Origin of the sequence: Mesorhizobium sp. B2-3-14 (assembly GCF_006442175.1) — a bacterium.
In the GTDB taxonomy this organism is placed as follows: Bacteria; Pseudomonadota; Alphaproteobacteria; order Rhizobiales; family Rhizobiaceae; genus Mesorhizobium; species Mesorhizobium australicum.
Genome location: NZ_VFVP01000016.1, coordinates 81,578 through 94,215, shown reverse-complemented (window position 1 = coordinate 94,215; position 12,638 = coordinate 81,578). Strand labels below are relative to the sequence as shown.

Genomic DNA, 12,638 nt, shown 5'->3' with positions numbered 1-12,638 from the left:
TTGCCCGACGGGAGTGCACCGAACCGGCTGCAAAGGGTCTACGATCAGATGCCCTATGTGTCGTGGCAGCGGCCTCCAAAGCCCGGAACCTAGACGTCAAACAGATCAGTAGGCCCGCGACCGATCTCATCAATGATGTCGGGCGTGTTGTTGCGCGGAGATCCGACCTTGCTGTCGATCGGCCACATCTTCATTAGATCGGACGGAAAGGGCTTCATCAGCTCGCGAGGGTCCTGCTCCGGCCCAAGCCAGCGCATGTACTCGGCCGGCGCCAGGATCACCGGCATGCGGTCGTGGATGGTCGCCATCAGATCGTTGGGCTCGCAGGTGGCGATGGCAAAGGTCCGCACAAGTTCGCCCGTAAGCTTGTCGGCATACTCTTCCCATATGCCGGCCATGGCGAAGGGGTCATCAGACTTCATAGCGATAGCATAGGGCTGCTTCTTCTTCCCCGACGCGTCGAGCTTCTGCCATTCGAAATAGCCGTCGACGGGCACCAAGCAGCGGCGCGTATTGTAAGCCTTGCGGAACAAGCCATTACTGGCAATGGTCTCGCAGCGGGCGTTGACCGGCGGCGGGCGGCCGTCACCTTCCCGAGCCCATCCCGGGGCCAGGCCCCAGCGCGCCGACACAAAGCCGGCCATGCTGGTCGACAGCTCTTCACGGATGATGATCGGGTAGGTCAGGCTCGGAGCACCGTTCCAGAGAGGAAAGCTGTTGCCAAGCCGTTCGACCTCGCCAGGATGGGCGAATTCGAAGCGGCGAACCATGTCGGGGATTGTAGTCTTTACGAAAACTCGTCCGCACATGCACCAGAGATAGGGACCCGAAAAGCAATAGTCTACTTCGGGACCGCTATTCGATCGCGCCACCCTCATGATTGCTGACAGCCTCCGCTATTACGGCGAAGACGCTGTCGACCTCCTCATCTATCTCACGCGGCCGGATACCAGCCTTGATCGCGTCGGCCATGGCCTGATCGGCAAGATGAGCGATCAGGCCCGGATCGACGGAAGCATGTTCGGGTATATTTTCGCTCATCCAGCGATAGAGGAAATCCACGCCGCGTGTGCTCATTCGGCGATAAGTGCGATGGGTGCCCCTAAGTTCCCGGCTGGCACGCGTTGGCTATTGCTTATCCCGGAAATCGAGCAGCTTGGCGTAACGTAGCTTCTCCTCGCCCTTCAGGAACTTCACGCGGCCGACGAGGCCCGGCCTTAGCCATTCGGCCTTTTCCTTCGTGAGACCTTTCGGCGGCGGCGCGCCGATCTTACTCACGACACGGTCATTCGTACGGATGACGCATTTCCTGGTTCGTCGGCTAAGATTACTATCGGACGGCTCCCCTCAGTCTGGATTAAAAGATGATCTTGGAGCTATTTGGGCCCTCCGGCGCTGGTAAGACCACCTTGGCGTCCGAGTTGGCACGCGATCTGCGAGGTCAGGGCCAGCCCGTTCTTTTGCAGATCGCTGACCGTGCACACCCGGTTAGAAGAGCCGCCTTTAAACTGGTTTCTGGCGTTCATTCAAAGTGGATTGGACAGCATTCTCTCGGAGAACTGTTTGAGATTCTCCCACCCAAGAACGAGATGTGGGCAGCTCGTCTGAACTGGCATCTTGAGGCTCTTTTGCAAGCTTGGCGCGCCGCAATGGCGTCTAATCAAAAGATCTCAATTTTTGACCAAGGTATGGTTCAATTCGTATCCTCACTGGCTTTGTTCAGCGACATCACGGATCGTGAAAGAGTGTCGCGTGCTCTCGAACTTCTGCCCAAACCGGACCTTCTTGTCCGATTGCGGGCGCCAAGGCGAATTCTAGAGGTGCGGTTGAGGGAACGCCGGCGTACTCTCGGGATCATTCAGAAGTTCCTCGATCTTGATCTGCAGAGCAGTCTTGATCAAATCCACCACATTAATCTTGTCGAGGAAGAACTTAAATCGTTCCCGGTACCCACTATTTGTGTCGAGAGCTTGGATTCAGACGGCCTCAGAGCCGCCACCCGAGTAATAACGCTTCGATTAACAAGATTGCGCGGCGCGGCCGATATTCAAACGGGCTTGGTATCAACGAAGACAGATCGCCGACCAGAGCAAGATGTTGCGGATTAGAACGGCCAACGCCATCCACGGCGCACCTCCTTTAGCAATTAGCTAAAATAGTTTAGCAAGGCCAAGTGTTTGAAGGCCGCATGACGAAGCTATCTGGGTCCTCTGTAAATAACTACTCATGTGGTATGATTCGCTGCATGGACAAGAAGGCGAAGCACAGAGGAAAGCAGGCTATCATTGCACTCCGATGACGAGTGCAAACAGAAGCCGCTTACTATGCCCGCAAGTGCGGCATTACCCCGGAAGAAGCGGCCAAGATGATTCGGGAAGCCCACGCCCCAAAGCCCACCATCCTCTCTAGAGGACGTTGAGGCCATTATCCGTTGACGAAACTGAAGTGAACGTGCGCAATAAGCCCGGCCTTGCCGATATTAAGCGGAAAAAGCCCACCGGCCTGAGCCAGCGGGCGGTGAAAGGCAGATGTTTCGGTTATTCGATCGATCAGAGCGAGCGGCAAAGCCTCATCCGCATCAAAGAAACTCAGGAACTCATCGAGCAGAACCGCGGCTGAGAAAGAGGTCCCGCCAAATGCTTGCGCACGCGTCCGCCGCGCTTGGCAGCATTTAGGATCCCATACCCCGTCCGCATGGTGTCGGGCGTGTAGATGACGCCGACGCTCCCTGTCGATCAGTGACTCAAGCGTCCAGTTGTTACGCATCAAAGCACGATGTCCCTATTTTTCCGGAAAATCCTTGAGCGAGGCGTGACGTAGCTTCTCCTCGCCCTTCAGGAACCTCACGCGGCCGACCAGACCGGGCTTCAGCCATTCCGCCTTGTCGCTCTTAAGACCCTTCGGAACAGGTCCGCCGACCTTGCCCCTTCTCAGTATAGCACTTGATCTTGCGCCAGTTCATCGTCGTCCCGCTGCGATATTTGCTGTCCTTGCGCTTTGAAACCATGCCCTCCAGGCCGGCTTGGTTGACAAGGTGATAGACGGCATCGCCGGTCCCAAGCATTGCTTCGCTGAACTGGATGCGGCCACCGGTCGGGATCAACGCCTGAAGGATGTCGCGGCGGATTTCCTCTGGCATTTCGCGCAAATCACGGCCATTGAGGTGCAGGAGATCGAACGCCACGAGATACAGATCGCGAGACGGCTTGCGGCTGGTGATGGCTGATTGCAGTGCATGGAAGTCAGACAGCCCAGCTTCATTGATGGTGATCGCCTCACCGTCGATGATGAAATCCTTCGCTTCGATCGCCGCTGCTTCGCCGGCAAGCTGGATATAGCGACCTGTCCAATCGTAGCCATTCTTGGTGATCAGCCGAATCCCGTCGTCGTCCTTTGTGACTTGGGTCCGGTACCCATCGAACTTGATCTCGTGGAGCCATTCGGCGCCCTGTGGCGGGGTGTCGACCAGTTCGGGCTCCATTGGCTTAATGAACTTCAGACGCATCAACTCACTCACGCAAACCGTCGATTCAATAAGCTTTAGCTAAAATGGTTCCGGAACATTTAGCATGACCGGATGTTGCAGCCCGCATGACGAAGCTATCCGACCTTGGCCCTCGATTCCCGGCAAACTGTATGGGCGGGAAGAAATTGAAGAGCAACTTCACTTCTACAACTGCCCTGAATGTGGCCAGCGGGTCGACCAGCGCGATCTGCGGCAAATCTTGTGGCATGAGCGGCCCGGGTCATGAACCGCTGGAGCTGGAGACCGAGGTGATAGAATTTCCAAAGCGGAAATAACAAAGCTCGCCGGCCGGAGCCAGCGGGCGGTAAGTTCCGCTCAGAGTCGCAGAGCGCGGCCCACGTTAATGTATATTCAAGTTCTCTAATTTAACGTTTGTGAATGCGCTTCTCGGTTTTGCTTTTTTGCTGGGCAGCATTCTTCGGTTGGGACTTCGCCGCCAACGAAGGCGAATTCACCGTTGCCCTTGGTATGCGAGTTGCCCACCTAATCCACGTCATATCGGGATTGCTATAAAGCTGTGGCCCGTGTCCTGTTTCGTTCACAGTCTACGGGACGATAGCGCCTGACTTGGTGCCGAGCCGGTCGAGCAGCTTGCGGGATTCATCGATTATGCGGCGCGTCTCTGCGATGTCTGAGCGCAAATCCGCAACATGTGCCACCGCCCGTTGCTGATAGAGGCGAGCGCTCACGGTGAAATAATCGTCAGGCTCCCAAGGCTCCATCGTTATCGGGTCTGTTTTCGAATTAGCTCGAACGTGACCTTCACCACAAAAATAATTGGTTCGCTCGAACCATCATGCACATGCAAGGCGACCTCTCGGAAGGTGCCGTCCGGCATTTTGTCCCTGGCTATCGCTAGGAGTGCCGTTGCCGCCTCGTCTTCAGCGGATTCCAGGCTCGGAAGGTCAATTCCTTCAGTGTTCGGGTAGGCGGTTCCGTTATCGGTTAGATCGAAGTAGTAGCGCGCCATCGACGGCGAACGTGAAGGTTCGACGTTTGTTCCTCATCTGGGACTATTGCGTACGGTCTGGTACAAAAAGAAGCGCGCGGGCCTCGATGGAATTTTTTGAGCGGTCGCTTCGTGGTGGACGATCGCATCAAGGACCGCCTCATACGCTGCCGGTGTCTTCCTCGATCTCAGTGCTACTGATGCCGACCGTTTTGGCATCAGCGAAAAGCTTTTGTGTCAGCTCGGCAACTGAGATGACATCCGCACCGACTGTCTTCGGAACGTTGGACCGGATCCACTGGTCAAGGAAGTTTGTGCCGCGCGTACTCATGCAGCGATAAAGCTCCCAGGGAACGTTAGGTTCGGCTAATTGACAGCCCGAGGCGATCATCGTCACGGTGGAGAAGCTGACCAACTAGACGAACCACCAAATGGCAGCCAGCACAATTGCTGCAGCGATGAGACCGGCCAGTAGATCCAGTCGGGGAAGTAGAATGCTGCGGCGCGCCGCTTTGCGGGCTGCTGCTGGCGCATACGCACTGTAAAGACGCTGGCCATCTTCGGCGAAGCGGTCGCTGTTCGGGTAAGCTTTCTTAGGCTTTGGCCGTGGTCGAAGTATCCTCATGAGGACAATGATAAACCAGATGCAGGACGCCCGCCAGCCTACGCTGAAGCGGAAGACGCCGCTCGTCGACGAGCCGACGTAGGCGGGGCAAAAGTAATAACTGGGTATATTTGGTGTGCTTCTCATCTTAGGCGTCGAACGCGTTTACCCAAAATATTCGTAGACCCTTGCACGCTAACCACTTTGGGAGAAGCTGTCCTTTGGCCTTGGGAGGGCCAGGGGATGAAAATCAAATCAATAATGGCACTTGGTGCCATTGCAGTGCTATGCGGCTGCCAGACGAGTAATCAAGCTGACTATATGCAGATCGGCTACGGGCCGAGTTTCGACGTCGCCCATGCTCAGTGCGAACTGCAAAAGGGTTCGGCCGATCACGGCTATATTGCGATCGGATCGCCGGGCTGTGTCGCGGGTGCCGGAATAGGCAACGCTCTTGGCAACTTGGCCGCCGAAGATCAGTACATGAAGAACTGTCTGATCATCAATGGGTGGAAGCGCGCGCCTCACGGTCAGGGAGCTGCAGCAGCGGCGGCAGCCGTCGCGAGTGGCGCGCCACCGACACCATACAGGATAGCCCGCGCGCCTGGCAGCTGGATCGACACGGCATTGCTGGATTGGTCGGATGCGAACAACAAGTGCGTCGCCGGCGACAAGGCTGCCTGTGCGACCCGCGCAAATCCTCGGCGCGAAGCTCAGGGCGGCCGGCATCAACCCGTCACCGGTCTGAGGGCGCCGCCAATGCGCCTGCAGTGTGACTCTGGCGGCCGGCGAAGCCAACCACGCCAACACCCTCACTCAGACTGTGGACCCGTTTAATCCAAACAGCCAGAACACACACATCGAGGGCGATGGGCAGCGTTCGGCCGCTGTCGTGGCTCAATATCGCGGTCCGCCGGTGATGGGCGTGGCGGGTGCCACCGTAGGATCTGGCGGCGGCGGTAATGGATACAGTGGAAACTACCCAACGCCGGATCAAATTGCCGCCAATGACAAGCGGTGCGGTGGTCGGGCAGCGAGCGAACGGCCAGGAGGAGCATTGGGTCCATGAAGGGTGCGGCATCCGCATTGATCGCTTCTGCCGGTCGGGATCGCGGGCATGGCCGGTTGCCGAGTCCAAGCTCAAAATCATATCCCCGGCAACCGGACCGCCTACATCAATTGCTTTGGGCCGCAAGCAGTAAGTCCGCTTTTGGTGAGGAGAAAACGATAGCGGACCTTTTAACTTTGTTGGGTGACCCCGGGGCATCGTTCTGCTTCATCCATTTTTTGGCTATGAACTGCCCCACCTGGGCAATGACCGCGAAACCGACGGGTTGCATTGCACGCTGCCCCAAGGGGCCAAGCATGCTCGCAATCAAAGTAGTACTAGAGTACGCTCTCAAGCCAAGCTTTTGCCCTTGGAGGTGGGACACCAGCGTATGGAGCGACGGCTCACCGCAATCCTTGCTGCCGATGTGGTTGGCTACAGCCGCCTCATGGGCGAGGACGAGGTCGGGACGCTGGAGCGGTTGAAAAGCTGCCGTCGCGAACTGGTCGACCCCGCGATCCAGGAATTCCACGGTCGCATTATCAAGCTCATGGGCGACGGGGCGCTGGTCGAGTTCGCCAGCGTCGTCGATGCCGTCCAGTGTGCTGCCGCGATTCAGCGCCGGATGGCCGATCGCAACAAAGGCACCGCTGATGCCCGGCAGATCCGGTTTCGCATCGGCGTCAATCTCGGCGACGTCATCGTCGAGGAAAATGACATCTACGGCGATGGCGTCAACATCGCCGCGCGCCTTGAAGCGATGGCCGAGCCAGGCGGAGTCTGCATCTCCGGAACCGCGTTCGATCATGCCTTCCACAAGGTTGATGTCGGCTTTGCCAGCCTTGGCGAGCAGCGGCTCAAGAACATCGCCGATCCGGTTCGCGCCTATCGGCTGCTGCTCGATCCCGCAGCCTCGGGCAAGGTCGTGGCCACACCACACCGGCAAGGCCCACGCTTCATAATCCTGGCGAGCGTGGCCGCCTTGGCGATTGCCGCGATTGCCGGCATTTTTGCCTGGCAGAAATTCTCGGTGCCATCGCGGCCATCGGTTGCCGTGCTGCCGTTTGCAAACCTTGGCGGTGATCCAGGCCAGGACTATTTCGTTGACGGCATCACCGAAGATCTGATCACCGATCTCACCAAGCTTTCCGGTCTCGACGTCATCGCGCGCAACTCGGTGTTCGGCTACAAGGACAAGCCTCCGGCGCTGACTGCCCTCGCGCGCGACCTTGGGGTCCGCTTCGTCGTCACGGGCAGCGTCCGCCGTACCGGCGAGCAGATTCGCCTCAATGCCCAGCTCATCGATATGGCAACGGGTGACAATCTATGGGCCAACCGATTCGACCGTGGCATGGACGGCGTGTTTGCCGTCCAGGACGAGATGAGCGGCGAGATCGCCAAGGCGCTTGGCATCCGGGCTTCGGCAGCGGAGAGCGAACGAATGGCGCGCCCGCCGACGGAAAACCTCGAAGCCTATGACTTCTATCTTCGGGCCGAGCAGACAGCACGGACCGGTCGGCGCAACGGGCTGCGGGAGGCGCTTACGCTCTACGACAAGGCGGAGGAGCTCGACCCCGCTTTCGCAGAAGCTTTCGCGGCTGATGCAAGCACAACAGTCTATATCTGGCGCGAGTCGTTCAACGACATCATGCAGAGCGCGCCCGCGCGCAAGCGCGCCTATGAGAGGGCAAGCCGCGCGCTGCAACTCGACCCAGGCCTTTCGTCGCCTTATGCGATTCTTGGCATCATGCAGGTGGTGGATCGCCGCTACGAGGAAGCCGTCGCTTCGGCCGAACGAGCCGTCGCACTCGGCCCCGGCGATGCGGAGACGCAAATAGCTCTAGGATACGTGCAACTGTTCGCCGGCAATCATGCCGAAGCAGCCGCAGCGGTCGAGACCGCGCTCAGGCTCGATCCCAACCTTTCACCCATCAACCGGCAAATTGCCGGTTTGGTCTTTCTCATTCAAGGTAGCAACGACAAGGCGATCGAGGCGCTCGAACGCACCCACGACGATGCGCCGTCAGTCGGAGATTTCACGGTCACGCTTGGTGCCGCTTACGCCCGCGCCGGCCGCCTGCAGGATGCGAGGGCGGCGATCACGGACGGACTAGGTGCCATGTCGATACCGGGGTCCGATTCATTGTCCGCAATCCGGCTCAACGGGGCCCAATACCGTAACCCCCAGGATTTGGCTCTCATCATCGACGCGCTGCGGCAGGCGGGCTTGCCCGAATGGCCGTTCGGCTTCACCGGCGACGAACACAACCGCTTGAAGGGCGATGAGATCGCCTCGCTGGTGCTGGGCCATACGTTGCAAGGTCAGCTTGAACCCGGTCTCCAACCAGCCTTCCTCCAGATCGGGAGCGACGGCAAGGCAGCCTTCCGCTCGACGACGCGGCTGGTCACCGAGACCATCCGTGTCGATGGCGACCTTTTGTGCGAGTTGAGCGAGAATATGTTCGGGCGCCCCGACTGCGGACCTGTGTATAAACACCGCGACAATGCCAGCAAAGGATATTCCTATGCCAATACAAGTAAGGTATTTCACTTTACGGTGGTTCGGTAGGCGAACCTGGTCTCAGTGATACTTGTCGAGCTCCATAGCGGACGTTTTACCTCTAAGGTCCGATGTCGTGAGCTGACCCGAACCGGTTATTCCAACCGCATTCGGCGTCTCCAACGAAGACACTGGGCCAAGCCGCCGCTGTTCGCCCCAAGCAGACATCGACGAGTAACCCCGGCATCCTCTGGAAAGCGGCTGCGTACGCTCGCGTCCGACGCGGGACTGGAATAGGCTGCAGCAAAGCCGCGTAATCGACCGGGAGGGCGCAGGCAGGTATGGAGCGACGGCTCACCGCAATCCTTGCTGCCGATGTGGTTGGCTACAGCCGCCTCATGGGCGAGGACGAGGTCGGAACGCTGGAGCGGTTGAAAAGCTGCCGTCGCGAACTGGTCGACCCCGCGATCCAGGAATTCCACGGTCGCATTATCAAGCTCATGGGCGACGGGGCGCTGGTCGAGTTCGCCAGCGTCGTCGATGCCGTCCAGTGTGCTGCCGCGATTCAGCGCCGGATGGCCGATCGCAACAAAGGCACCGCTGATGCCCGGCAGATCCGGTTTCGCATCGGCGTCAATCTCGGCGACGTCATCGTCGAGGAAAATGACATCTACGGCGATGGCGTCAACATCGCCGCGCGCCTTGAAGCGATGGCCGAGCCAGGCGGAGTCTGCATCTCCGGAACCGCGTTCGATCATGCCTTCCACAAGGTTGATGTCGGCTTTGCCAGCCTTGGCGAGCAGCGGCTCAAGAACATCGCCGATCCGGTTCGCGCCTATCGGCTGCTGCTCGATCCCGCGGCCGCAGGGAAAATCAAGCAGGCAGTTCACCGGCCGATATCCCCCCGGGCGATCGGGATTGCAGGAATCGCGGTCCTGTTTGTCGTGCTCCTTGCAGGGTTGTTTGCGTGGCAATCGAGGACATCTTCCCGGGCCGACCGACCATCGGTCGCCGTAGTGCCGTTTACAAACCTTGGGGGTGATCCGAGCCAGGACTATTTTGTAGACGGCATCACCGAGGATTTGATCACCGACCTTACCAAGCTTTCCGGTCTCGATGTCATCGCGCGCAACTCGGTGTTCGCCTACAAGAACAAGCCTGCGGTGCTGGCGGACGTCGCGCGCGATCTTGGCGTCCGCTTTGTCGTCACGGGGAGCGTCCGCCGCACCGGCGAGCAGATCCGTCTCAACGCCCAGCTCATCGATACGGCAACGGGTGACAATCTGTGGGCCAACCGGTTCGACCGCGGCATGGCCGGCGTGTTTGCCGTCCAGGAAGAGATAAGCGGGGAGATCGCCAAAGCGCTCGGCATCCGGGCTTCGGCAGCGGAGAGCGAGCGCATGGCGCGCCCGCCGACGAACAATCTCGAGGCCTACGACTACTATCTCCAAGCCGAGACGGCGTCACGCAGCGGCCTGCTGGCCGGTCTGCGGAAGGCGCTTGCGCTTTATGAAAAGGCGGAGGGGCTCGACACCGCCTTCGCGGAAGCCTTTGCGGCCGACGCGCGCACGACAGTCTATATCTGGCGCGAGGCCTTCAACGACATCATGCAGAGCGCGCCCGCGCGCAAGCGAGCCTACGAGAAGGCGAGCCGGGCTTTGGAACTCGAACCGGACCTTTCATCGCCCTATGCCATTCTCGGTATCATGCAGGTCGTGAATCGCCGCTACGACGATGCGATTGCCTCTGCCAGGAAGGCTGTTTCAATCGGTCCGGGCGATGCAGAGGCGCAAGCAGCCCTTGGATATGTTCAGTTATGCGCCGGCAATTATGCCGAGGCAGCCGCAGCGGTCGAGATAGCGCTCAGGCTCGACCCCGACCTCTCCGCTATCAACAGGGAGACTGCCGGGCTGGTTTTTCTTCTCCAGGGGAATGTCGATAAAGCGATCGAGGCTCTCGAACGCACCCGCGACAATGCGTCCACGGTTGGCAACTTTCGCTTTACACTCGCTGCGGCGTATGTCCACGGCGGCCGTCTACCGGATGCGAAAGCCGAAATCGCAGCTGGGCTCCACCTCGTAGCAGGGTCCAGCTATGTGGACTCTTTGGCTGGATGGCAGATGACTCATGCACATTTCCGGAACCCGCAGGACCTGGCGATCCTCGTCAACGCACTGCGGCAGGCAGGCCTACCCCAATGGCGCTATGGCTTTACCCCGGACGAGCACGACCGATTGAAGGGTGCTGAGATCGCTTCCCTCGTCATTGGCCATACATTGCAAGGCCAGATCGAACCCGGTCTCCAACCGGCCTTCCTTCAAATCGGGAGCGACGGCAAGGCGGCCTTCCGAACGACGACGCGGCTGGTCACCGAGACCGTCTACGTCGATCGCGATTTCTTGTGCGAGCATAGCGAGAACCTGTTCGGACGCCCCGACTGCGGTCCCGTCTACAGGCGCAATGACGCAGCCGGCAAAGGCTACTCCTATGCCAATACAAGCAAGGTGTTTCACTTCACGGTGGTCCGGTAGGCGAACCTGGAGCATTTCACCGTTTCACGGAGACGGCGAACGCTCCATCTTTATCACGAAATTCCGGACGAAAAACCGATCACACTTTTCCTGGATTGCTCTAGGCTCAGTGATACTTGTCGAGCTCCAGATTGGCCGCGACCTGCGGCCAGTTGGCATCGGCTTGCGGTATGTTTTCAGCTGCGTGCGCGGCGAAATCATCCGCATTGCCGACGTCGTAGATCAGGTAGAGCTTGCCGTCGATAATCTTGAATGCTTCCGGATCGACATTGATCGTGACCCCACCGCCCACGACTTCGCCAGCACAGTAGCCGCCATATTGAGGAGCGTACTTGACCGGTTCGCTCATGAACATTTCCTGGTGTTTCTTGCTGGCGAAATGCCAGGGTGTCCCTAACCATTCATAGGTGAACTCTTCGGAGCCCTTCACGGCCTTGCCGTCGGTGAAGTAAGCGACTGTGTCGTAGCCCATGATCGCCACACCGCCGAAATAGCCGGTGTTTACCGAATCGTCGGCCCGGGCCGATCCCGCGCCGGCGACCGCAGCTACCGCGACCAGGGCAGCCGCCCCCAGATTCCGAACCAGTCGTAACTTGATCATCGTGCTCATCTGCATCCTCCGTCAGTCGTGGATTTCGGCGCACTTGGCCGCGTTCGCCTCGCCAAGGACCTTGGCTTGGCAGGTAGCGCCATGGCGTTTGAACAGTCGTAAGATATCCGTATTGCCCTTCCAGAATGCGCGCGTTATCGGCATGTAACCATGAGCCTCGGGATGGTTCACATCGGCACCTTTCGCGATAAGGAATTCGGCCAGTTCTAGGTGGTTTTCCTCGCCGGCCACCAACAACGGCGTAGCGCCCGCCTTGTTGGCGGCATCGTCGAGCACCGCGCCTATCTGCAGCAGCATCTTGGCGATCGGCAGGCTGCCCGAGAAGGCCGCCGCATGAAGCGGGGTAAAGCCGCCCGAATTACGCGCCATGACGTCGGCGCCCTTGCCCACCAGGAATTCGGCGATTTCGGGCTGGTTGTTGAGCGCGGCAGCGATGAGGAGAGTTGCCTGGTCGCGTGCCCGGCTGTCGATATCGGCACCGCCTGCCAGGGCTTGCTCCACGGCGCCCTTGTCGCCAGCGGCGATGGAGTCGAACAACGGCTCACCTGCGGCTGCAGTTGTAGCCGCTAATACCAGCATTCCAAGTGCCAGCAGTCCGCGCATGTCGCAGGAGTAGCATATATTAGCCTGGAATCATACAAGCGGTTTGGGCTCACCGGGAGGATGCCGACGTGCGATCCAGCCGGGCGTAGCGAACGCGGCCCAGGTGGAAGAGGCGCAGGGCTAATGGCTTCGACTAGGGCCTCAGTTCTGGTTTTGACTTGAAAATCCGACTACCGGTGCTGGGCGGCCTCACACAAACGTGTCTAGTTCCTCGATTGGACGGCCGGCAACCGCTAACGTAGCCGTTCACTGGGATGTCCGCTTTCC

At 59.1% G+C, this 12,638-nt stretch carries 11 protein-coding genes and 2 pseudogenes; 5 read left to right on the top strand and 8 right to left on the bottom strand.

The genetic code is table 11. The features are described from left to right. Positions 1-89: 89 nt before the first annotated feature. From FJ950_RS27885 to FJ950_RS29650, 3 genes are read right to left on the bottom strand one after another with little or no spacing between them, the layout of a single operon-like run. Positions 90-809, bottom strand: coding sequence for an SOS response-associated peptidase (locus tag FJ950_RS27885; protein ID WP_140620251.1), 720 nt, complete (start codon positions 807-809; stop codon positions 90-92). Between the two features lie 46 nt (positions 810-855). After that, on the bottom strand, positions 856-1,077 hold the full coding sequence (locus FJ950_RS27880; RefSeq protein ID WP_140620249.1) for a DUF768 domain-containing protein: 222 nt from the start codon (positions 1,075-1,077) through the stop codon (positions 856-858). A 51-nt stretch (positions 1,078-1,128) separates the two neighbouring features. Further along, a complete protein-coding gene (locus FJ950_RS29650) occupies positions 1,129-1,278 on the bottom strand; it encodes a hypothetical protein (protein ID WP_181166477.1) in 150 nt (49 codons plus the stop codon). Positions 1,279-1,421: 143 nt separating this feature from the next. Here FJ950_RS29650 and FJ950_RS27875 point away from each other — a divergent pair, with 143 nt between their 5' ends. After that, the gene (locus tag FJ950_RS27875; protein ID WP_246677794.1) at positions 1,422-2,108 is read left to right on the top strand and encodes a hypothetical protein; all 687 of its coding nucleotides are present in this window, start codon (positions 1,422-1,424) and stop codon (positions 2,106-2,108) included. A gap of 337 nt (positions 2,109-2,445) precedes the next feature. After that, a complete protein-coding gene (locus FJ950_RS29645; RefSeq protein ID WP_181171474.1) occupies positions 2,446-2,619 on the top strand; it encodes a hypothetical protein in 174 nt (57 codons plus the stop codon). A gap of 162 nt (positions 2,620-2,781) precedes the next feature. On the opposite strand, the pseudogene FJ950_RS27865 reads toward FJ950_RS29645, so the two are convergent. From FJ950_RS27865 to FJ950_RS27850, 3 genes and pseudogenes are all read right to left on the bottom strand, one after another. Next, positions 2,782-3,505, bottom strand: a pseudogene (locus tag FJ950_RS27865) (RNA ligase family protein). A gap of 745 nt (positions 3,506-4,250) precedes the next feature. Then, positions 4,251-4,496, bottom strand: a complete 246-nt coding sequence (locus FJ950_RS27855) for a hypothetical protein (RefSeq protein ID WP_140620245.1) — start codon at positions 4,494-4,496, stop codon at positions 4,251-4,253. A gap of 33 nt (positions 4,497-4,529) precedes the next feature. After that, positions 4,530-4,806: pseudogene (locus tag FJ950_RS27850) on the bottom strand (hypothetical protein). 516 nt (positions 4,807-5,322) lie between these two features. Here FJ950_RS27850 and FJ950_RS29640 point away from each other — a divergent pair. The 3 genes from FJ950_RS29640 to FJ950_RS27835 all read left to right on the top strand — a co-directional run bounded on the left by FJ950_RS29640 (position 5,323) and on the right by FJ950_RS27835 (position 11,158). Then, positions 5,323-5,916, top strand: a complete 594-nt coding sequence (locus tag FJ950_RS29640) for a hypothetical protein (protein WP_181166475.1) — start codon at positions 5,323-5,325, stop codon at positions 5,914-5,916. Between the two features lie 602 nt (positions 5,917-6,518). Then, positions 6,519-8,696 (top strand): adenylate/guanylate cyclase domain-containing protein, encoded by a 2,178-nt coding sequence (locus tag FJ950_RS27840; protein WP_140620243.1) that lies wholly within the window; start codon positions 6,519-6,521, stop codon positions 8,694-8,696. A gap of 272 nt (positions 8,697-8,968) precedes the next feature. After that, entirely contained in the window at positions 8,969-11,158 is a 2,190-nt protein-coding gene (locus tag FJ950_RS27835; RefSeq protein ID WP_140620241.1) for an adenylate/guanylate cyclase domain-containing protein, read from the top strand. Between the two features lie 106 nt (positions 11,159-11,264). On the opposite strand, the gene FJ950_RS27830 is transcribed toward FJ950_RS27835, so the two are convergent. Together FJ950_RS27830 and FJ950_RS27825 are read right to left on the bottom strand one after the other, a co-directional pair. Then, complete coding sequence (locus tag FJ950_RS27830; RefSeq protein WP_181166474.1) at positions 11,265-11,768, bottom strand: YHS domain-containing (seleno)protein; 504 nt, start codon at positions 11,766-11,768, stop codon at positions 11,265-11,267. A 12-nt stretch (positions 11,769-11,780) separates the two neighbouring features. After that, positions 11,781-12,371: an ankyrin repeat domain-containing protein gene (locus FJ950_RS27825; RefSeq protein WP_140620240.1), complete on the bottom strand. Its 591-nt coding sequence runs from the start codon at positions 12,369-12,371 to the stop codon at positions 11,781-11,783. Positions 12,372-12,638: the final 267 nt, after the last annotated feature.